Here is a 22,095-nt window from a genome sequence, read left to right as displayed (position 1 = left end):
TCAGGCCCGCGGGCGCTCAAGGTTCTGGTTTTCCCCAGTCCCTGGCCCCCAGTCCCTAGCCCCTGCCTTTTGGAGTTGCCATGAATTCAGCAAAATGGATCGAGAAAGCCGACAAGTACATCATGCGGACCTACGGGCGCTACCCGTTGGTGCCGGTCAAGGGCGAAGGGTGCTACCTGTGGGACGCCGACGGCAAGAAGTACCTGGACTTCCTGGCCGGGGTCGCCGTCAACAACCTGGGGCACTGCCACCCGAAGGTGACGGCAGCACTCGCCAAGCAGGCCGCTGAGCTTATCCACTGCTCGAACTACTACCACATCCCGCAGCAGATCGAGCTGGCCGAGCTCTTGTGCAGCCACAGCTTCGCCAACAAGGCCTTCTTCTGCAACTCGGGCGCCGAGGCGAACGAGGCCGCCATTAAGCTCGCGCGCCGCTACAGCCGCGAGAAGTACGGCCCGGACCGCTATGAGATCATCACCGCGCTCGCCTCCTTCCACGGCCGCACCATGGCCACCGTCTCGGCCACCGGCCAGGAGAAGGTACAGAAGTTCTTCGATCCGCTCTTGCACGGCTTCCGTCACGTCCCCTTTAACGACGCCGCGGCCCTGAAAGCCGCCGTCTCGCCGATGACCTGCGCCGTCATGCTGGAGCCGATCCAGGGTGAAGGCGGCGTGGTGGTGCCGGACCGCGAGTACCTGCAGCAGGTGCGCCAGATCTGCGACGAGAACGGGCTCATCCTGATCTTCGACGAGGTGCAGGTCGGCATGGGACGCACCGGCAAGCTCTTCGCCCACGAGCACTTCGGGATCACCCCGGACATCATGACGCTCGCCAAGGCGCTGGCAGGCGGCGCCCCGATCGGCACCATGCTGGCGACCGACGAACTGGCCGCCGCCTTCGTGCCCGGCACCCACGGTTCCACCTTCGGCGGCAACCCGCTGGTGACCGCGGCCGGCGTCGCCACCGTGCGCGCCATCCTCGAGGATGGGATCCTGAACCACTGCGAGGAGATCGGCGAGTACCTGACCGGCGAACTGGAAGCACTCATGCACAAGTTCCCGCAGGTGATCGCGGAAGTGCGCGGCATCGGCCTGATGATCGGCGTCGAGCTGAAGGTTCCGGGCGGCGACATCGTGAAGACCGCCCTCGAGCGCGGCCTGCTCTTAAACTGCGCCCAGGACAAGGTGCTCCGCTTCGTACCGCCCTTGATCGTCGGCAAGAAGGAAGTGGACGAGATGATCTCCGGGCTGAGCGCCATCCTCGAGGAAATGAAGTAGAGGCAGGGAGTTGAAAGGCAGGGGATAGGGACTGGGGGCTAGGGACTGGGGGGCTAGGGAAAACCCGCACCACGTTCATTCGTTCAGACCATGCCAAATCCTCCCTCCCCCCCAGCCCCCACCCGTCAAGGGCGGGGGGGAATTCGAGCAACGCCGGAAAAGCCGGCACAGATTGACCTGTATTTCTCCCCATTCGCTGTTAAAATCGGCGTATCGGGTATATTAATGAGGCGAACGCGCCTTCCGCAAAGAGAGACCGCAACCTATGAAAAGAGACTTCCTCGCCCTGAGCCAGTTCACCAAGGCCGAACTGGACGCCATCTTCGCCCTCACCAAAGAGCTGAAACAAAAGCAGAAGAGTGGCGTCGAGCATCACCTCCTGAAGGGCAAGACGCTCGCCATGATCTTCGAGAAGTCCTCCACCCGTACCCGCATCTCCTTCGAAGTCGGCATGTACCAGCTGGGGGGGCACCCTCTCTTCATTAGCTCGAAGGACTCCCAGATGGGGCGCGGCGAGCCGATCAAGGACACCGCCCGCGTCATGGCCCGCTACTGCGACGGCGTCATGATCCGTACCTTCGCCCAGGAAACCGTCGAGGAGTTCGCCAAGTACGCCTCGATCCCGGTCATCAACGGGCTCACCGACCTGCACCACCCCTGCCAGATCATGGCGGACCTCTTCACGGTGATCGAGCACAAGGGGAGCTACCAGGGGCTCAAGTTCGCCTGGATCGGCGACGGCAACAATATGGCCAATACCTGGATCGAGGCAGCTGCCATCTTCGGCTTCGACCTGACGCTGGCCTGCCCGGAAGGGTACGACCCGGATGCCACCGTGATGGCCTGGGCCAAGGCAAACGGCACCTCGAAGATCGAGGTGGTGCGCGATCCCAAGGCTGCCGCTCTCGAAGCCGACGTGGTGAACACCGACGTCTGGGCCAGCATGGGACAGGAAGAGGAGCAGAAGATCCGCGAGAAGGCCTTCGCCGGCTACCAGGTAGACAACAACCTGATGTCGGTCGCCAAGGAAGACGCCATCGTGCTGCACTGCCTCCCCGCGCACCGCGGCGAGGAGATCAGCGACGAGGTGATCGAAGGCTGGCACTCGGTGGTGTGGGACGAAGCCGAGAACCGGTTGCACGTGCAGAAGGCCATCATGGCCACCCTGATGAAGTAACTACCAACCCGGGCACGCGGATTGCGCGGAAACCCAGGCAAAGAGGCCGGGTTAACAAGAAACTGATCCTGTTTTTTGTCCTTGTTTCCGCTGTTATCCGTGTGCTAGCCGTTGACTTAAACCTAAGGAGGGCCACATGGCCAAGAAAGAAGTCAAAAAGATCGTCCTCGCCTACTCCGGCGGACTGGACACCTCCATCATCCTCAAGTGGCTCAAAAACGAGTACGGCTGCGAAGTGGTCACCTTCTCTGCTGACCTCGGCCAGGGCGACGAGCTCGAGCCGGTCCGCGAAAAGGCCTTCAAAACCGGCGCCGACAAGGTGTACATCGACGATCTGAAAGAAGAGTTCGTGCGCGACTTCGTCTTCCCCATGTTCCGCGCCAACGCGATCTATGAGGGGCACTACCTCCTCGGCACCTCGATCGCCCGTCCGCTGATCGCCAAGCGCCAGATGGAAATCGCCCAGATCGAAGGGTGCGACGCGGTCTCCCACGGCGCCACCGGCAAGGGTAACGACCAGGTCCGTTTCGAGCTGGCCTACTACCACTTCAACCCGGCCATTACCGTCGTCGCCCCGTGGAGGGAGTGGAAGCTCAACTCCCGCCAGGCGCTCATCAACTACGCCAAGAGAAACGACATCCCGATCCCGATCACCAAGAAGCGCCCCTGGTCCTCGGACCGCAACCTTTTGCACATCTCCTTCGAGGGCGGCATCCTGGAAGACACCTGGATGGAAGCCCCGGAGAACATGTACGTGCTTACCAAGTCGCCGGAGAAGGCGCCCAACAAGCCGCAGTACGTCGAGATCGAGTTCGAGAAGGGTAACGCGGTGGCCGTGGACGGCGTGCGCATGAGCCCGGCCGAGCTTTTGGCCCACCTGAACACCCTGGGCGGCGAGCACGGCATCGGCCGCGTCGACCTCCTCGAGAACCGCTCGGTCGGCATGAAGTCCCGCGGCGTCTACGAGACCCCGGGCGGCACCATCCTGCGCGAGGCGCACATGGCGGTCGAGCAGATCACCATGGACCGCGAAGTCATGCATCTTCGTGACGGCCTGATCCCGCGCTACGCCGAGATGGTCTACAACGGCTACTGGTTCGCACCGGAACGCGAGATGCTGCAGACGCTCATCGACGAGTCGCAGAAGACCGTGAACGGCGTTGCCCGCGTGAAACTCTACAAAGGCCACTGCCGCACCGTGGGCCGCAAGTCCGAGACCAACTCGCTCTTCAACCTCGACTTCGCGACCTTCGAGAAGGACCAGGTCTACAACCAGGCGGACGCCGAGGGCTTCATCAAGCTGAACTCGCTCAGGCTGCGCATCCGCTCGCTGATGCAGAACAAGAAGTAACCGTACCCGCTACGTTTAAGGGAGGTCATAGGGGCACGAGTCACTCGTGCCCCTATCCGCTTATATGGAACCCGTCGGCTTCAAAGCCAGCCATATCGTCACCTCGGTCGTCGCGGTCATCGTGGACCAGGACGAGCAGGTGCTCTTGACCAAGCGCAACGTCCCCCCCTTTAAGGGCGAATGGGTCATGCCGGGGGGCAAGATCGACCTGGGCGAACCGATCGTCGAGGCCTTGAAGCGCGAGGTCTGGGAGGAGGTCGGGCTCGAGGTCGAGGTGGGGAGGCTGATCGACGTCTTCGAGCACGTAACCCCCGGCGCCGACAACTACCACTTCATCATCATCTATTACCAGTGCGCGCCGTTGTACTGCGACGTGAACCACAACCGCGACGAGGTGGCGGAGGCGCGCTGGGTGCCGAAAGGCGAGTTGGGACAGTACAAGATGCCCGACGGTGCGCGGTTCATATTAGGGAAGCTCTTTCCGGGGACGACGGACGGGAAGTAGCGGTCTGGACCCGGGGGCACCGACAGGAAATCCCCCCTGCCCCCCCCTTCGCAAAGGGGGAAACGTTGCGGCCCGTTGCCGACTAAAGGTCGTCACTACCCCGGAACGAGCATGAACTGATTTTTGAAAATTTATGGGCTCTGCCCAAGTACCACCACCCGCTGTAGCGACGCCACCTTCTACGGAGGAGACCCGCCCGGCTTATGGTCAAGATCATCGAGCAGCACCTCCATCTCGAGTTCCCCTTGGGGCACCACCTGCACTGCATGATCGCCCAGATCCCGAACCGGCTCAGGCGCAACGGGCACCTCTACGGCCTTACGGATCCTGAGGAGAAGTGGCGCCAGGTCAAGGGGATCCTCGACCTGGTGGTGGCCGCGGAAGGAAACCTGAAACGGCTGCACTTCCTGATGTTCCCGGAGTGCTCCATCCCGGTGGCGCACTTCGACGAGATGCTGCAGATCATCGAGAAGGGCTTTCTGCACAACACGGTCACCATGTTCGGCCTGGAGCAGATCCCGCTCGAGGTGTACCGGCGCATGCTGGTCCGCTTCCACGCCGACAACGCCGAGGCGCTCGCCTGCGTGGAGCACGACCTCGATTCCGGCGACATCGAGGGGATGCCGGTCAACTGGTGCGCCATCGTGGTGAAGGAGGCGACCGGCAAGCTGCGGGTCTTCCTGGAAGCAAAGACGCACCCGTTCCGGGGCGAGGAGTTCCTGGACAAGGACCATGACCTGTACCGCGGGCGCCACTTCTACCTGTTCCGGGGCGAGCCGGCCTGCTTCAACTTCATGACGCTCATCTGCCTGGATTACCTGTACCGGGACCTCTACTCCTCGAACATCCGGCAGATCATCGACCACGCGGACCGGCTCTTTTTCACCATGCGCCAGTCACTGGACGCGCTCTTCGTGATCCAGTGCAACCCGAAGCCCGAGCACCACTCCTACCGTGAGGTGCTGACCGGCTTCTACGGCGAGTACCTGGAAGACACCCCGGGGGTACGCGAGACGGTGACCGTCTTCGGCAACTGTTCGGACGAAACAGAGCTCGAGGGGACTCAGTGCGCAAGCCAGGGATGCTTCGGCGTCTCCTTCGTGGCGATCAGCGCGCGGCACAAGCTGCACAAGGTGCAGGAGGCCGAGTTCTCCAGCGACGATTTCGGCGGCGCGCCGGTCTGCCGGCTTCGTTTCGGCACCGGCACGAGGCTTTACTACTTCAACCTGCCGCTGCACCACGAGCTCGACCCGCGCAGCTCGCGCATCCCGCTCAAGGTGCACTCGATTTTGACGTGGAACCCCGAGGAGGGGTGGCACAAGCTAAGCGGCGTAGCCCCCTTGGAGTTCCCGCACGCCTGACGGTATGCAGGAAAAAGCGAATCCCCCTGCCCCCCTTTTTCAACGTGGGGGACCGTAGTGCCACCTACTTTATGGCTTTGTGGCTCCCTTACAGGGCAGGCTTCCCGGTAGGGGCGCATAATCATTCGCCCAGCCGCACTCGCCTTAGGCACTGCGGTGGCAGGACAGCAGACAACACAACAACTCGCAGTTCGAGATCACATCCAGCAGGAGATTGAACCATGTCAAAAGACAAGTTGTGGGGCGGACGCTTCACGCAGCCCACCGACAAGTTCGTTGAAGAATTCACCGCATCGATCAACTTCGACAAGCGCCTCTACCACCAGGACATCCGCGGCTCCATCGCCCATGCCACCATGCTCGGCAAGCAGGGGATCATCCCCATCGAGGACGTCGAGCTCATCGTCAAGGGATTGAAGGAGATCCTGGAGCAGATCGAGGCCGGCACCTTCGACTTCTCGGTGTCACTGGAAGACATCCACATGAACATCGAGGCACGCCTCTCGGCGAAGATCGGCGACGCGGGCAAGCGCCTGCACACCGGGCGCTCGCGCAACGACCAGGTGGCGCTGGACATCCGCCTCTACCTGCGCGACGAGCTGGTGGAGATCTCGGCCTACCTCGACCTGCTCATGGATTCGCTCATCTACCAGGCAGAAGAGAACCTGGGCGTGATGATGCCCGGCTTCACCCACCTGCAGACCGCGCAGCCCATCCTGTTCTCGCACCACATGATGGCCTACCACGAGATGCTCAAGCGCGACAAGGGTCGCATGGAAGACTGCCTGAAGCGCACCAACGTGCTCCCTTTGGGCGCCGGAGCCTTGGCCGGGACCACCTTCCCCATCGATCGTGAGCACGTGGCGGAGCTTTTGGACTTCCCCGAGGTAACCCGCAACTCGCTCGACTCGGTTTCCGACCGTGACTTCGCCCTCGAATTCTGCTCGGCTGCCTCGATCCTCATGATGCACCTGTCGCGCTTCTCGGAGGAGCTCATCCTCTGGTCCACCAGCGAGTTCAAGTTCGTCGACCTCTCCGACTCCTTCTGCACCGGCTCCTCAATCATGCCGCAGAAGAAGAACCCGGACGTCCCGGAGCTGGTACGCGGCAAGACCGGCCGGGTCTACGGCAACCTGATGGCGCTTTTGACCGTGATGAAGTCGCTCCCCTTGGCCTACAACAAGGACATGCAGGAAGACAAGGAGCCGCTCTTTGACACCATCGACACCGTGAAGGGGAGTCTCAAGGTCTTCGCCGACATGGTCCGCGAGATGCGCATCAACCCGGTGCGCATGGGCCAGGCTGCCGGCGCCGGGTTCTCCACCGCGACCGACGTGGCGGACTACCTGGTACGCAAAGGTCTCCCGTTCCGCGACGCCCACGAGGTGGTCGGCAAGGCGGTGCGCTACTGCATCGAGAACGAGATGGACATCCCCGAGCTCTCCCTGGCCGAGTGGCAGCTCTTCTCCGGGAAGATCGAGGATGACATCTTTGCCTGCATCACGCTGGAAGCCTCGGTGAACGCCCGCAAGGCGACCGGCGGCACTGCGCTGGAGCGGGTACAGGCTGAGATCGAAAGGGCCAAGGAAGGCAGGTAGTGCCCGGTTCCCCCTCTGGGTAACTCCACCCTCCCCCTGCCGGGGAAGGGCCGGGATGAGGGGGAGGCCGAAGGTACTGACAGTGTTACGTTGTGGCAGCTTCACGCACCCCTCTATCCCCTCCCGCCAAGGGAGGGGAAGAGTTGGGACCTGCCCGGAGCGGCAGGAATAGGCCAACACTCCCGTAACCACGCAGGAGCGTGGGAGCGAGAGCACCGGCACAAAAAGGAGAGGGCTTATCATGACACTTACCCGCAAGAGCGTACTCCCACTCCTTTTCTGCCTGTTCCTTGCCCTGGCCGGCTGCGGCAAGCGCGGGGCCCTGATCCGCCCCGAGGCGCTGGTCCCGGCTCCCGTTACCGACCTCGCAGCTACCCAGCGCGGCAACTTCCTCCAGGTAAGCTGGTCGGCTCCCACGAAAGAGGAGGGTGGCTCGCGCCTCAAGGACCTGGCCGGGTTCATCCTGTTCCGCCGGGTGGTGCTCCCCGCAGGCCAGGATTGCGACACCTGCCCCGAGGCCTACAGCGAACGCGCCCGGGTCGGGCTCGATTACCTGAAGGACGTCACCCGCTCCGGAAGCCGCTACCTCTTCGACGACTACGACCTGAAGGCAGACCAGACCTACCAGTACAAGATCCGCTCCGTAAGCGCCGAAGGGAGCGAGAGCCGCGACTCGAACCGGGCCCGCCGGACGGTGGTCACACCTCCCCTCCCCCCGGTCCTCGAGGCGGCGGCGTCACCGAGCGCGGTGGTGCTCTCGTTCGTGGCCATTCCCCCCGAAAATGGCAAGCTCGCCGGCTACAACATCTACCGTGCCGAGGCCGGCAAAGGGCTGCCGACGAACCTGCTCAACGCGGCACCGGTCAACGCCAATATCTACGAGGACAAGACCCCGCTGATCGGCGTTCGTTACAGCTACTCGGTCCGCACCGTAGCAGAGCTTCCCAACGGCGAGACCGTGGAGAGTGCCTCTTCCAACCTTGCCGACGGAACCCTGCAGGAGCGGGACTAGCCCTCACCTTGCCTTTTCCAGCCTTTCATGATAGATATCGCTATCTAGTTTAATTATCAGGACGCTTTGCGTTCTTGGAGCCTGCATGAAGATCACCAGAGCTGAAGTGGAGCACGTAGCCCGGCTCGCCCGACTGGAGCTCTCCGAGTCCGAGCTGGACACCTTCACCGTCCAGATGGACGGCATCCTCGCCTACGTCGACAAGCTGAACACCTTGAACACCGACGGCATCGTCCCGACCTCCCACGCGGTTCCCATGGAAAACGCCTTCCGGGAGGACACCCTTAAGGATTCCATCGGCGTGGAAAACGCCGTCGCCAACGCCCCGAAGCACGCCGAGAGCTTCTTCAGGGTGCCGAAGGTGATCGAGTAGCGGCTGCCTGGGTTTGCACCGGCTCGTCACGCACCCGTGCTAACTCCCCCTCGCCTTTGGGAGAGGGTCGGGGTGAGGGGGCCGGCCGGACCGACAGCCTCGCTTCGTGGCACCGCCCTCCCCCCTGCCCCTCTCCCGGGGGGTGGGGGGTAAATTCCCCCTTATTCCGGGGGCGACGATCGCAAGAACTGCTATCTTTCCGGAGTGTTATCAATGGAAATTTTCGAGCTGACCATACACGAACTGCACGAGAAACTGAAGGCGAAGGAACTTTCCAGCGTCGAGGCGACCAAGGCCCTGCTGACCCGCATCGACGCGGTGGAGGAGCGGGTTAACGCCTACATCACGGTGACTCCCGAGGAGGCGCTGAAGGAAGCCGAAGCGGCCGACCGCCGCATCGCCCAGGGCGAGATCGACCTGCTGACCGGCATCCCGGTCGGACTCAAGGACATCTTCGTCACCAAGGGTATCCGCACCACCTGCGGCTCGAAGATCCTGCACAACTTCGTCCCCCCCTACGACGGCACCGCGGTGGCTCGCCTCAAGGAGCGCGGCGCCGTCATCCTGGGCAAGCTGAACCAGGACGAGTTCGCCATGGGTTCTTCCTCGGAGTCGAGCTACTTCGGCACGACCCGCAACCCCTGGAACCTCGAGTACATCCCGGGCGGCTCGTCAGGCGGCTCGTCTGCCGCCATCGCGGCCCAGGAAGCGATGGCGACCCTCGGTACCGATACCGGCGGCTCGATCCGCCAGCCCGCTTCGCACTGCGGCTGCGTCGGCTTGAAACCGACCTACGGCCGGGTATCCCGTTACGGCGTCATCGCCTACGCATCCTCGCTGGACCAGGTAGGTCCCCTGACCCGCGACGTGAAAGACGCCGCCATCATGCTGGGTGCGGTGGCCGGCTACGACCCGATGGACTCCACCTCGGTGAACACCCCGGTGCCGGACTACCTGGCGGGGCTGGAGGGCGGCGTGAAGGGGCTGAAGATCGGCCTTCCCAAGGAGTACTTCATCGAGGGTCTCGATCCGGACGTGAAAAAGGCCCTGGACCGCGCGATCGAGCTCTACCGTGCGCTGGGGGCCGAGATCCGCGAGGTGAGCCTGCCGCACACCGAGTACGCCGTGGCCACCTACTACCTGATCGCTACCGCCGAGGCGAGCTCCAACCTGGCGCGCTACGAAGGGGTCCGTTTCGGTCACCGCAGCGAGGCCGCCCGCGGCCTTACCGAGATGTTCGCCAAGAGCCGCGCCGAGGGGTTCGGCTCCGAGGTGAAGCGCCGCATCATGCTGGGAACCTACGCACTCTCCTCCGGGTACTACGACGCCTACTACCTGAAGGCCCAGAAGGTGCGCACCCTGATCATGCAGGACTTCCTGAAGGCGTTCGAGGACGTGGACGTGCTCTTGACCCCGGTTGCGCCGACCCCGGCCTTCAAGATCGGCGAGAAACTGGCGGATCCCTTGCAGATGTACCTCTCCGACATCTTCACGATTCCGGTGAACCTGGCCGGCACCTGCGGCATGTCGATTCCCGCCGGGCTCTCGGCAGCCGGGCTCCCCATCGGGCTGCAGCTCGTTGGGCGTCCTTTCGGCGAGCAGTCGATCCTGAACGCGGCGTACGCTTTCGAGCGCGAGACCGACTGGCACAAGAAGAAGCCGGCACTGTAAAAAAGCCCTGACCACAGAGGCGCACAAGGTACACAGAGGAAAGGCAAAAGATGACTTCTGTTTTTTGGTTTTCCTCTGTGACCCTCTGTCCCCCCTGTGGTGAGTGCTTTAGTAGCTTTTGCATTTAACTCCTGGAGTTCATCTATGAAATATCAGGTTGTCATCGGGCTTGAGGTGCACACCCAGCTCACCACCAACACCAAGATCTTCTGCGGCTGCTCGACCCGCTTCGGTTCCTCCCCCAACTCGCAGACCTGCCCGGTCTGCCTGGGCTTTCCGGGAGCGCTGCCGGTCCTGAACCAGAAGGTGGTGGACTACGCCATCCGCGCCGGTCTCGCCACCAACTGCTCCATCGCGCCCCGCTCGATCTTCGCCCGCAAGAACTACTTCTACCCGGACCTCCCCAAGGGGTACCAGATCAGCCAGTTCGACCTCCCCATCTGCCTGAACGGCCACCTGGACATCGAGGTGGACGGCGTCAAGAAGCGGATCGGCATCACCCGCATCCACATGGAAGAGGACGCCGGCAAGCTGGTGCACGCCGACGTGGCCGGCATCGGCGACGATTCCTGCGTCGACCTGAACCGCGCCTGCACCCCGCTTCTCGAGGTGGTCTCGGAGCCCGACATGCGCTCCCCCGACGAGGCGATCGCTTACCTGAAGAAGCTGCACGAGATCGTGCGCTACCTGGGGATCTGCGACGGCAACCTCGAGGAAGGGAGCTTCCGCTGCGACGCCAACGTCTCGCTCATGCCGGTCGGTTCCAGCGTCTTCGGTACCCGCGCGGAGCTTAAGAACATCAACTCCTTCCGCTTCATCAAGCAGGCGATCGAGTACGAGATGGAGCGCCAGGCCGAGATCCTGGACGACGGTGGCAAGGTGGTCCAGGAGACCCGCCTGTTCGATCCCAACACCGGCACCACCCGTTCGATGCGCGGCAAGGAAGAAGCCCACGATTACCGTTACTTCCCGGATCCGGACCTCGTCCCCGTGATCGTCGACCAGGCCTGGATCGACCAGGTGCGTGAGAGCCTCCCCGAGCTTCCGGACGCCAAGCGGGCCCGCTTCACCGCAGACCTGGGGCTCCCCGAGTACGACGTCGAGGTGCTGACCGCGAGCCGCGAGCTGGCCGAGTACTTCGAGGAGACCCTGGGGCTCTTCCCGCAGGCGAAAACGGTCTCCAACTGGGTGATGGGGGAGCTGACCCGTGCCCTCAACGACGACGGCAAGGAGGTCACCGAGTCGCCGGTCTCGCCGGCACAGCTCGCCGAGCTCTTGAAGCTGGTCGAAAAAGGGACCATCTCCGGCAAGATCGCCAAGACCGTCTTCGACGAGATGTACAAGACCGGCAAAAAGCCCGAGGAGATCGTGGCCGAGAAGGGTCTGGTGCAGGTTTCCGACACCAGCGCCATCGAGGCGATCATCGACGAGGTGCTGGCGCGCGAGGCAGGCCAGGTTGCCGAGTACCGCAGCGGCAAGGACAAGCTCTTCGGCTTCTTCGTGGGGCAGGTGATGAAGGCCTCCAAGGGCAAGGCCAACCCGGGCGTCGTCAACGAGCTTTTGCTCAAGAAGCTTCAGGGGTAATGCCCCAATCGGTCCGATCGGCCCGACGAAGAACTCTACAAACCTGCTGCACCTGAGGTAACTACGCAATGTCTTTCAGAACCATCGAGTGGCGCGACAACAAGGTGATCATGATCGACCAGACCCGGCTCCCCGCCGAGGAGGTCTACAACGAGTACACCGATTTCCAGGGTGTCGCCGAGGCGATCCGCGGCATGATCATCAGGGGGGCCCCGGCCATCGGCGTCGCCGCCGCCATGGGGGTCGCCCTGGGCGCCCGGGACATCATCGCCGACACCTTCGAATCGTTCTACCGCCAGCTGGAAAACGTCTGCGACGTCCTGGGGCGCACCCGCCCCACCGCGGTAAACCTCTTCTGGGCGCTGGAGCGCATGAAGCGTGTGGCGCAGCAGCACCGCGACCTGAACCTCAACTCGATCCGCGAGCTGCTCAAGGCCGAAGCGATCAGCATCGAGGCCGAGGACCTGAAGATCTGCCGCGAAATCGGCAGGCACGGCGCGGCCCTCATCAAGGAAGGGGCCACCATCCTCACCCACTGCAACGCCGGCGGCCTCGCCACCGCGGGGTACGGCACCGCACTCGGCGTGATCCGCGCCGCTCATGAAGCCGGCAAGGGTATCAAGGTCGTCGCCGACGAGACCCGCCCCTGGCTGCAGGGCGCCCGTCTTACCGCCTGGGAGCTCATGAAGGACTCGATCCCGGTCACCCTTATCTCGGACAACATGGCCGGCTGGCTCATGCGTAACGGCGAGATCGACTGCTGCGTGGTCGGCGCCGACCGCATCGCCGCCAACGGCGACACCGCCAACAAGATCGGCACCTACAGCGTCGCCGTCCTCGCCAAGGAGAACCGCATCCCGTTCTACGTCGCGGCGCCCATCTCCACGCTGGACCTGAAACTCTCCAGCGGCGAAGAGATCCCCATCGAGGAGCGTACCCCCACCGAGGTCACCAAGATCCAGGGGGTCGCCATCGCTCCGGAAGGAGTCAAGGTCCGCAACCCGGCCTTCGACGTCACCCCCGCCCGCTACATCACCGGGATCATCACCGAAAAAGGGGTGGTCCGCGGCGACTACGAGCAGGGACTGAAGGCGTTGGTGGGGCAATGAACCCCCTGGCCGACTTCGCCAGTACGCTGCTGGCCTGCCTGAAAGAGGGCTGTGTCGGTCTCCCCGAACTGCTGGAACAAAACGGTTTCAGCTACGGTTCCCGATCTACCGAAAACCTGCGCCTGCTCGCGGAGCTCATCCCTCCCGAGCAGGTTAGCGAACTGGCGCTGGCCTCCCTGGCCGCCCCGCTCCCCGACATGGCCTTGAACGGCATCGAGCGGATCGGCCAGGTCGCCGAGCGTAACGCTTTCCTCGAGATTCTCTCCAAGCACTCGCGAGTCGCGCAGTTGATGAACATCTGCGGCTCCTCCCCGTTCCTCACCAACATCATCTGCAAGGATTCCAGCTACCTGCCGCGCCTTTTGCTGGTTCGCGACATCATGCGGTCGCGCAGCGAGAGCGAGATGCTGGACGCCCTGCGCAGCCAGGTCCCGGCCGATGCCGGCTACCAGGACGTCTTCCCCCTGCTGCGCCGGTTCAAGTATGCCGAGATCCTGCGCATCGCCGCCCGCGACCTGAACGGCCTCGCCACTCTCGAGGAGGTCACCGCCGAACTGGCCGCCCTCGCCTCCGCCACCCTGCAGATCGCCTACGAGGCTGCCCGGCGCGACCTGGTCATGGAGCACGGCATCCCGATGGAGCGCGGCGCAGACGGCACCCTGGAAGCCGAGTTCACCATCATGGGGATGGGGAAACTGGGCGGGCGCGAGCTCAACTTCTCCTCCGACATCGACCTCATCTACTTCTACTCCTCGGACAACGGCGAAACTACCGGTATCGCCGACGGCCGCGGCGGGATGAAGGGGATCATCTCGCTGCACGCCTTCTTCGTGAAACTCGCCGAGATGGTGAGCCGCGCCATCTCGCAGGTCACCGCGGACGGCTTCGTCTTCCGCGTCGACATGGGGCTTAGGCCCGACGGCAAGGGGGGCGACCTCGCCTGCTCCATGCGCTCTGCCGAGGTCTACTACGAGTCCTGGGGGCAGTCCTGGGAGCGTTCCGCGATGCTCAAGGCGCGGCCGGTTGCCGGCTCCCTGGAGCTGGGCGAGCGGATCCTGGCAGCTCTCGATCCCTTCATCTACCGGCGCTACCTCGACTACAACCTGATCGAGGACATGATGTCGATGAAGAAGAAGATCGACGCCTCGCTGGCTCGCTCCCAGGAAGGCGAGATCAACATCAAGCTCGGGCGCGGCGGCATCCGGGAGATCGAGTTCTTCATCCAGGCACTGCAGCTGGTCTATGCCGGGAAAAATCCCAAGCTCCGCGAGAAGAACTCCCTGAAGGCGCTGGCCACCCTGCGCGACTCGCGCATCGTCAAGGAGGCCGACTGCACCTCGCTCGCCGAGGCCTACCGGTTCCTGCGCACCGTCGAGCACCGCATCCAGGTAGTTCAGGAGCGCCAGACCCACTCTCTCCCCCGCAAAGAGGACGAGATGCGCGCGCTGGCCCGGCGCTGCGGCTTCTTGCGGCAGGACGGTCCCGAGCGCTTCGCCGAGGCACTCGAGGCACACCGCGCCAGCGTCTCCGCCATCTACGGCGATCTTTTCCTGTCGCGCGACGAGCGGATCAAGGAGGAGGTAGCGTCGGAGATCTACTTCTTCTTCGACCCGAAGGCCGATCCCGACCTCATCAAGGACATGCTCGCCGAGCGGCGCTTCGAGAACGTGGACGTCGGCTACGACAACCTGGTCATCCTGCGCGACGGGCCGCCCAAGCTGAACCTCACCGAGCGCGGCCGGCGGCTCCTCGAGAAGATCGCACCGCTCTTCCTGCAGGAGGTCTTCGCCGCACCGGACCCCGACCTGGCGCTCGCCAACCTGGAGCGCTTCCTCACCAGCCTGCGCACCCGCTCCTCGCTCTACGCGCTGTTGGCCGAGAACCGCGACATCCTGAAGCTGCTCACCTCGATGTTCGGCATGTCCGAGTTCCTCTCCAAGATCCTGATCGGGCACCCGGAGCTGCTGGACAGCATGATCACCCGCGGCTACGCCTTTTTGCAGAAGGAGCGCGACGCCATGGCCGCCGAGCTCGACTCCCTGCTCACCCAGGCGGCCGATTTCGAGGAACAGCTGGACGCCATGCGCCGCTACCGCAACGAGGAGTTCCTGCGCATCGGCATGAACGACATCCACGGCAAGATGGCCCAGCCCGAGGTGGCGCTGCAGCTCACCCACCTGGCCGAGGTCTGCCTCTCCGCCGCCTGCCGCCTGGCTACCCAGGAGCTGGCGCGTTTCGGCAAGCCGCGGGTGCAGGGAGAAGACGGCACGAGCCGTGAAGCCTCCTTCGCCATATTGGGGATGGGGAAACTGGGCGGGCACGAGCTCAACTACCACTCGGACCTGGACATCATCTACATCTACGACGGCCAGGGGATGACGGACGGCGAGAAGAGCATCACCAACCGGGAGTACTTCGCCAAATTGGGGCAGAAGATCATCATGATCCTCACCACCCAGACCCGCGAGGGGTTCGTGTACAAGATCGACACCCGGCTGCGCCCCTCCGGGAACGCCGGCCCCCTGGTCACCTCGCTGGAATCCTTCCAGAACTACCATGGCAGTGAAGCGCAGATCTGGGAGCGCCAGGCGCTCACCAAGGCCCGCGTCATCTACGGAACCCCTGCGCTACGGGCGGCGATCGGGCACGTCGTCGAGGGGACGGTCTACGGCGGCGGGGCCGACGACTCGGTGCGCAAGGAAATCCACCGGCTGCGCATGCGCATGGAGAACGAGCTCGCCAAGGAGACCACGGGAAGCTACAACATCAAGACCGGGCGCGGCGGCATGGTGGACGTCGAGTTCACCGTGCAGTACCTGCAGCTCTGCCACGGTTGCGAGCATGTTGATATCCGCAACTGCACCACGCTGGCGGCCCTCGATGCGATGCACCGGCAGGGGATCGTCACGGACGAGGATTTCGCACCACTTGGCGAAGGGTACCGGTTTCTGCGCCGTCTCGAGAACCGGCTGCGGCTCATTCACGACAACTCGATGAACGACCTGGGCGGGCCATTGCACTACCTGAACAAGCTGGCGCGCCGTCTGGGCTACGACCCACTTTTGAAGAACCCAGGCGAGGTGCTGATGGCCGACTACGAGCGGGTCACCTCGGCGGTGCGCGCCGTGTACCACAAGGTGCTGGTCCAGGAGGAAACAAACTGATGGACGTGCGCATCTATTACGAAGATACCGATGCCGGCGGGGTGGTGTACCACGCCAACTACCTGCGCTACCTGGAGCGTGCCCGCAGCGAGTACCTGCGCGGCTACGGCCTGTCCGTGCAGGAGATGCACGATGCCGGGATCATCTTTCCCGTAGTGGCCATCGAGATCAACTACCGGGCACCCGCCAGGCTGGACGACCTGCTGGATGTGGAGACGGTGGTTTTCACGGTGAAGAACACAAGCTTCGTGTTGGGGCAGAAGGTGTTCCGGAAGGCGGACCACAAGCTTTTGGTGGATGCCAAGGTGACGCTCGCCTGCGTTGGGGAAGGGATGCGCGCCAGGAGGCTGCCGGTGGAATTGCGGGAGCTGCTCGCTTCGCAGACCGTGGCGGAGTGAGTGGTTTTCTTGTCCCCTCTCCCGGAGGGCGAAGGGTTAATGGTTCGGTAACGCACAAATGAGAAAGGGGATGCTCTTCACGGGCATCCCCTTTTTGCTATTCCAGCAGCGCAAGGCGCGTAAATGTCTTTCCTACTGCTTCCCCTTGGCCCGTTTCTCCTCGAGGTACATGTCGATCGCCAGCAGGAACACCCCGACGCAGATCGCGGAGTCGGCGATGTTGAAGGCGGGCCAGTGGTGGTTGTACCAGTGGGCATCAAGGAAGTCGATCACCTCGCCCAGCCGGATCCGGTCGATCACGTTCCCCAGGGCACCGGAGAAGATGAGCGACAGGGACACCGCCGCCAGCTTCTGATCCTCGCGCAGCTTCTTGATCACCACTACGATGACGCAGATGGCAACGGCGGAAACCAGCAGGAAGAACGGCAGGCGGTACGCGGAGTTGGCCAGGATCCCGAACGCCGCACCCCTGTTACGCAGATAGGTGATGCTGAAGAAATTCGGGATGACCGGGATCGAACTGTGCAGCATCATGCTGCGATCGATGAATATCTTGCTCGCCTGGTCCGCGACCAGCACCAACAGCGAGACGATGAGCAGTATCCGATATCTGAAAGCCATTAAGGTCGTTTCCATTTCCTTGTTCTGAAATTGAGGCCCGAGCCCTTATTCAACCGCCGCCAGGCACTTCGGACAGAGCGTCGGGTGCTCGGTGTTCTGGCCGATGGTCTCGTCGTAGCACCAGCAGCGCTCGCACTTCTCGCCGGGAGCCGCAGTAACCACGACCTCCAGCGCCTCGCCACCTTCCGAACGGTAGACATCCTCGCCGGAAAGTTCCTCGACCAGTTCGGCCTTGGAAACGATGAAGATGCTGGCCAGTTCGCCTACGAATTCCTTCAGGAGATCCGCGGTCTCGCCGCTTGCCTTGATGGCCACGGCGGCGTCCAGCGAGTGACCGATCACCTTCTTCACGCGCGCCAGTTCCAGAGCCTTGGAAACCTCGCCACGCACCTTGATCATCTTCTCCCAACGTCCTTCGAGGGGAGCGTCCTTGCACTCGGGGGTGAGCGCCGGGAAGAGTGCCGTGTGCACGCTCGCCTCGCGCTTGCCCGGAAGCTCCGCCCAGACCTCGTCGGCAGTGAAGGAGAGTACCGGCGCCACCATGCGCACCAGGTTGTCCAGGATGGTGTACATGACGGTCTGCGCGCTGCGGCGGGCCAGGGAGCTCCCCTTCGAGGTGTAGACCCGGTCTTTCAGGATGTCGAGGTAGAAGGCGCTCATCTCGACGGTGCAGAAGCCGTTCACCGCGTGGTAGAGGATGTGGAACTCGCTCTCGTTGTAGGCGGTGAGCACCTTCTCTTTCAAAAGCTCCAGCTGGTGCATGGCCCAGCGGTCGATCTCGGGCATCTCCTTCACCGGCACCAGGTCGGTGGCCGGATCGAAGTCGTGGATGTTCCCCAGGATGTAGCGGAAGGTGTTCCGGATGCGGCGGTAGCTCTCGGAGAGCCGGGTCAGGATCTCCTGGGAGATCCTCAGGTCGTCACGGTAGTCCTGTGCCGCGACCCAAAGGCGCAGCACGTCGGCGCCGAACTTCTTGATGACATCTTCGGGCGCCACCACGTTCCCCACCGACTTGCTCATCTTGCGCCCGGCGCCGTCCATGACGAAGCCGTGGGTGAGCACGCTCTTGTAGGGGGCGCGGCCGCGGGTACCGACCGAGGCGAGCAGCGAGGAGTGGAACCAGCCACGATGCTGGTCGCTCCCCTCGAGGTACATGTCCGCCGGGCTTTCCAGGTTGTCGCGCAACTCGAGGACGGCCGCGTGGGAGACGCCGGAGTCGAACCAGACGTCGAGGATGTCCATCTCCTTGTCGAACTCACCCTTGCCGCAGGCCTTGCAGATGGTCCCTTCCGGCAGGAACTTGGCGGCTTCCCAGTCGTACCAGATGTCCGAGCTGTGCTCGGTGAAGAGGTCGGCCACGTGGTGCATGATCTTGCCGTCGGCCAGGACCTCGCCACAGGATTTGCAGTAGAAGGCGGTGATGGGAACGCCCCAGGAGCGCTGGCGCGAGACGCACCAGTCGGGACGGTTCTCGATCATGCCGTAGATGCGCTCGCGGCCCCACTTGGGAATCCAGGCGACGTTGTTGATCTCGGCCAGAGCCCTTTCGCGCAGCCCGTTCTTCTCCATGGAGATGAACCACTGCTCGGTGGCCCGGAAGATGATCGGCTTCTTGCAACGCCAGCAGTGCGGGTAGGAGTGCGAGATCTCGGCGGTCTTCAAAAGCGCGCCCACCTCGATCAGTTTCTCGATCACGTTCTTGTTGGCGTCGAAGACGAACTGGCCGGCGAAGAAGGGGATGTTCTCGAAGAAACGGCCGCGGTTGTCGACCGGGTTGTAGATCTCGAGCCCTTCCTTGAGCCCCAGCTCGTAGTCTTCCTGGCCGTGGCCGGGGGCGGTGTGAACCGCGCCGGTGCCGGCTTCCAGGGTGACGTGCTCACCCAAAAGGATCACCGAATCCTGGTCCAGGAAGGGGTGACGGGCCAGTTTGCGCTCCAAAAGCTTCGAGGAGAAGGTGGCGACCAGCTTCCCTTCGGCGCCGATCTGCGAGAGGAAGCTCTCTTTCAGGCCGTCGGCGACGATGAGCACCTCGCCGTTCACCTCGAGCCCGACGTACTCGAGTTCCGGGTGCAGCGCGACGGCAAGGTTCGCCGGCAGGGTCCAGGGGGTGGTGGTCCAGATCACCACGGAAGCCTTCTTGCCGGCAAGAGCCGGGATCAAGGCGCCCAGGTCATCCTTCATGGCGAACTTCACGAAGATGGACGGGGACTTGTGGTCGGCGTACTCGACCTCGGCCTCGGCGAGCGCGGTGCCGCAGGAGGAGCACCAGTGCACCGGCTTCTTTCCCTTGTAGAGGCCGCCGTTTTCGGCGAAGCGGGCCAGTTCGCGGGCGATCGCCCCCTCGTAGCTGTTGGCGAGCGTCAGGTACGGATCATCCCACTCGCCGAGGATACCCAGGCGCTCGAACTCGGCGCGCTGGATGGCAACGAACTTGTGGGCGTACTCGCGGCAGAGCTTGCGCATCTCCAGTTTGGAGATCTCGTGCTTCTTGGAGCCCAGGTTCTTCTCGACCTGCAGTTCGATGGGGAGACCGTGGCAGTCCCACCCCGGCACGTACGGGGCCGCGAAGCCGCTCATCCGCTTGTTTTTGAGGACGATGTCCTTGAGGATCTTGTTGAGTGCGTGGCCGATGTGGATGTGACCGTTTGCGTAGGGAGGTCCGTCGTGCAGGATGTAGCGCGGCCTTCCCTTGCCAGCCTCTTCGATCTTGCCGTAGAGGTTGGATTCCTCCCACTGCTTCAGCATCTCGGGTTCGCGCTGGGGAAGATTTCCCTTCATCGGGAAATTGGTCTGGGGCAGGTTGAGCGTATCCTTGTAATCCATTATAGCGGCCTCCGCTGTCTGTTAATGCTTGAGAGAAACGCCTAAAACTACAAGGAAACCTTTGTAATGTCAAGCTTAAACGGGTATTTTCAGTTGTATTCACCGAGGCCAGATGCTATAAGGGCGCTGTTAATTGGGAGGGCCTTAAAGCCATGAGTAAACAGGTGGATTCCTTCTGGGGCGGTATCGTCAAGTCCATGGGATTGGTCTTCGGCGACATCGGAACCAGCCCCATATATACCCTCACCGTTATCTTCGCCATCACCAAGCCGACCCAGGACAACATCTACGGCATCCTGTCGCTCATCGTCTGGACCCTGTTCATCCTGGTCACCGTGGAGTACGCCTGGCTCGCCATGAGCCTTGGGCGCAAGGGCGAAGGGGGGACCATCGTTCTGAAGGAGATCCTGGTGCGCCTGTTGAAGGGGGGGCGCTACCTCGGGGTGGTGAGTTTCCTCTCCTTCATCGGGGTTTCACTGCTTTTGGGCGACGGCGTCATCACACCCGCCATCTCCATCCTCTCCGCGGTCGAAGGTCTGGTGCTGATCCCGGCCTGCGCGAACCTTCCCCAGAACCTCTTGATCCTCTTCGCGGCGGTCATCGCGGTTACCCTGTTCGTGTTCCAGTTCAAGGGAACCGACAAGGTGGCCCGTGCCTTCGGACCGTTGATGGTGCTCTGGTTCGCCGCGCTCTCGCTCTCGGGCGCAGTCGAGATCATCCACGATCCCGGCATCATCCGCGCCATCTCGCCCTGGTACGCCATCAAGTTCTTCCTGGAAAACGGCTGGTCCGGCTTCTTCGTCCTTTCCGAGGTGATCCTGTGCGCCACCGGCGGTGAGGCGCTCTACGCGGACATGGGACACCTGGGGAGAAAGCCGATCCTCAGGGCCTGGTATTTCGTCTTTGCCGCGCTCATCGTCAACTACCTGGGCCAGGGGGTCTTCCTGATGGCCCATCCCGACACCAAGAACACCCTGTTCGGCATGGTGCAGAGCCAGTCCCCGTTCCTGTATATCCCGTTCCTGATACTCACCGTGCTTGCCACCGTCATCGCCTCACAGGCCCTGATCAGCGGGGTGTTCTCCATCGTCTACCAGGGGATCACCACCCGGATCATGCCGCTTATGAAGGTGGACTACACCTCGAGCCACCTGAAGTCGCAGATCTACATCGGAAGCGTGAACTGGTTCCTGATGATCCTGGTCATCTTCATCATGCTGTTGTTCCAGAAGTCCGAGAACCTGGCGGCGGCCTACGGCCTCGCGGTGACCGGGACCATGTCGATCACCGGCATCATGATGACCATCATCTTCGCCAACACCACCAAGAAGTGGAAAGCTCCCATCGCGGCGCTCATCACCCTGGTGGATTTCGTCTTCCTGATCGCGAACCTGAACAAACTGCCGCACGGCGGCTACTGGTCGCTCATCCTGGCCGGCGTCCCCTTCGGCACCATCCTGATCTGGACCAAGGGACAGCGCGCCCTGTACCGCGCCTTGCGACCGCTGGACGCCGAGACGTTCCTGCTCTCCTACGAGCAGATCTACGCCAAGGCGAAAAACATCCCCGGCACCGGACTGTTCTTCACCCGCGAGTGGAACGTGGTGCCCCCCTACGTGGTGCACTGCATGATCCGCTCGAACATCATCTATGAGCGCAACGTGTTCATCTCCATCATGAGGACCGACGAGCCGTTCGGCATCAGCTCCAAGCTGACCACCGGGCGCGGTCCGGGACTGGACTCCTTCGAGATCTTCGCGGGGTACATGGAGGTGATCGACATCGAGGGGCTCTTGAAGAAAAACGGGATCGTCGAGAAGGTCATCTTCTACGGCGTGGAGGACATCGCCACCAACAACCCGGTCTGGAGCGTCTTCTCGACCATCAAGAAGCTCACCCCGAACTTCGTGCAGTTCAACAAGCTCCCCGCCAGCAAGCTGCAGGGGGTTCTCACCCGGGTCGAGATGTAGGGGGCCGCAAGGTAAGCGCCGTCAACACGAAGAGGCCGCCCCCCTGAGGGAAGCGGCCTCTTTTTTTGCCTGACGCGGCAGGTGCAACCGAATGCACCCGC

General features: G+C 62.9%; 16 protein-coding genes. 14 read left to right on the top strand and 2 right to left on the bottom strand.

Annotated elements, in window-relative coordinates; all coding sequences use genetic code 11:
• The first annotated feature begins 80 nt into the window (after window positions 1–80).
• The 13 genes from H7688_RS11195 (at window position 81) to ybgC (ending at window position 16,580) form a co-directional block, all read left to right on the top strand.
• Window positions 81–1,277 (top strand): acetylornithine transaminase, encoded by a 1,197-nt coding sequence (locus H7688_RS11195; protein WP_183361201.1) that lies wholly within the window; start codon window positions 81–83, stop codon window positions 1,275–1,277.
• Window positions 1,278–1,542: 265 nt separating this feature from the next.
• Window positions 1,543–2,454, top strand: a complete 912-nt coding sequence (gene argF / locus H7688_RS11190; protein WP_183361200.1) for an ornithine carbamoyltransferase — start codon at window positions 1,543–1,545, stop codon at window positions 2,452–2,454.
• A 136-nt stretch (window positions 2,455–2,590) separates the two neighbouring features.
• The gene (locus tag H7688_RS11185; protein ID WP_183361199.1) at window positions 2,591–3,805 is read left to right on the top strand and encodes an argininosuccinate synthase; all 1,215 of its coding nucleotides are present in this window, start codon (window positions 2,591–2,593) and stop codon (window positions 3,803–3,805) included.
• A gap of 64 nt (window positions 3,806–3,869) precedes the next feature.
• Window positions 3,870–4,310 carry an NUDIX domain-containing protein gene (locus H7688_RS11180; protein WP_183361198.1) on the top strand — a complete coding sequence of 147 codons (441 nt, stop codon included), beginning with the start codon at window positions 3,870–3,872 and terminating at the stop codon, window positions 4,308–4,310.
• Window positions 4,311–4,513: 203 nt separating this feature from the next.
• Window positions 4,514–5,671, top strand: a complete 1,158-nt coding sequence (locus H7688_RS11175) for a hypothetical protein (protein WP_183361197.1) — start codon at window positions 4,514–4,516, stop codon at window positions 5,669–5,671.
• A gap of 221 nt (window positions 5,672–5,892) precedes the next feature.
• The gene (argH, locus tag H7688_RS11170) at window positions 5,893–7,269 is read left to right on the top strand and encodes an argininosuccinate lyase (RefSeq protein WP_183361196.1); all 1,377 of its coding nucleotides are present in this window, start codon (window positions 5,893–5,895) and stop codon (window positions 7,267–7,269) included.
• 241 nt (window positions 7,270–7,510) lie between these two features.
• On the top strand, window positions 7,511–8,281 hold the full coding sequence (locus H7688_RS11165; RefSeq protein ID WP_183361195.1) for a fibronectin type III domain-containing protein: 771 nt from the start codon (window positions 7,511–7,513) through the stop codon (window positions 8,279–8,281).
• Between the two features lie 85 nt (window positions 8,282–8,366).
• Entirely contained in the window at window positions 8,367–8,654 is a 288-nt protein-coding gene (gene gatC, locus H7688_RS11160) for an Asp-tRNA(Asn)/Glu-tRNA(Gln) amidotransferase subunit GatC (RefSeq protein ID WP_183353984.1), read from the top strand.
• A gap of 213 nt (window positions 8,655–8,867) precedes the next feature.
• The gene (gene gatA / locus H7688_RS11155) at window positions 8,868–10,325 is read left to right on the top strand and encodes an Asp-tRNA(Asn)/Glu-tRNA(Gln) amidotransferase subunit GatA (RefSeq protein WP_183361194.1); all 1,458 of its coding nucleotides are present in this window, start codon (window positions 8,868–8,870) and stop codon (window positions 10,323–10,325) included.
• Between the two features lie 144 nt (window positions 10,326–10,469).
• Window positions 10,470–11,909: an Asp-tRNA(Asn)/Glu-tRNA(Gln) amidotransferase subunit GatB gene (gene gatB / locus H7688_RS11150; RefSeq protein WP_183361193.1), complete on the top strand. Its 1,440-nt coding sequence runs from the start codon at window positions 10,470–10,472 to the stop codon at window positions 11,907–11,909.
• A 68-nt stretch (window positions 11,910–11,977) separates the two neighbouring features.
• Window positions 11,978–13,018 (top strand): S-methyl-5-thioribose-1-phosphate isomerase, encoded by a 1,041-nt coding sequence (gene mtnA, locus H7688_RS11145; protein WP_183361192.1) that lies wholly within the window; start codon window positions 11,978–11,980, stop codon window positions 13,016–13,018.
• Entirely contained in the window at window positions 13,015–16,182 is a 3,168-nt protein-coding gene (gene glnE, locus H7688_RS11140) for a bifunctional [glutamate--ammonia ligase]-adenylyl-L-tyrosine phosphorylase/[glutamate--ammonia-ligase] adenylyltransferase (RefSeq protein ID WP_183361191.1), read from the top strand. The genes mtnA and glnE overlap by 4 nt, the downstream gene beginning before the upstream one ends.
• A complete protein-coding gene (gene ybgC, locus H7688_RS11135) occupies window positions 16,182–16,580 on the top strand; it encodes a tol-pal system-associated acyl-CoA thioesterase (protein ID WP_183361190.1) in 399 nt (132 codons plus the stop codon). The genes glnE and ybgC overlap by 1 nt, the downstream gene beginning before the upstream one ends.
• A 132-nt stretch (window positions 16,581–16,712) precedes the next feature.
• On the opposite strand, the gene lspA is transcribed toward ybgC, so the two are convergent.
• Entirely contained in the window at window positions 16,713–17,201 is a 489-nt protein-coding gene (lspA, locus tag H7688_RS11130) for a signal peptidase II (RefSeq protein WP_183361189.1), read from the bottom strand.
• A gap of 45 nt (window positions 17,202–17,246) precedes the next feature.
• A complete protein-coding gene (gene ileS / locus H7688_RS11125) occupies window positions 17,247–20,024 on the bottom strand; it encodes an isoleucine--tRNA ligase (RefSeq protein WP_183361188.1) in 2,778 nt (925 codons plus the stop codon).
• 152 nt (window positions 20,025–20,176) lie between these two features.
• On the opposite strand from ileS, the gene H7688_RS11120 reads away from it, so the two are divergent.
• On the top strand, window positions 20,177–21,994 hold the full coding sequence (locus H7688_RS11120; protein ID WP_183361187.1) for a KUP/HAK/KT family potassium transporter: 1,818 nt from the start codon (window positions 20,177–20,179) through the stop codon (window positions 21,992–21,994).
• Window positions 21,995–22,095 lie beyond the last annotated feature (101 nt).

Source organism: Geomonas limicola (assembly GCF_014193675.1).
GTDB classification, from domain to species: Bacteria; Desulfobacterota; Desulfuromonadia; order Geobacterales; family Geobacteraceae; genus Geomonas; species Geomonas limicola.
This window is presented reverse-complemented; position numbering and strand designations above follow the sequence as displayed.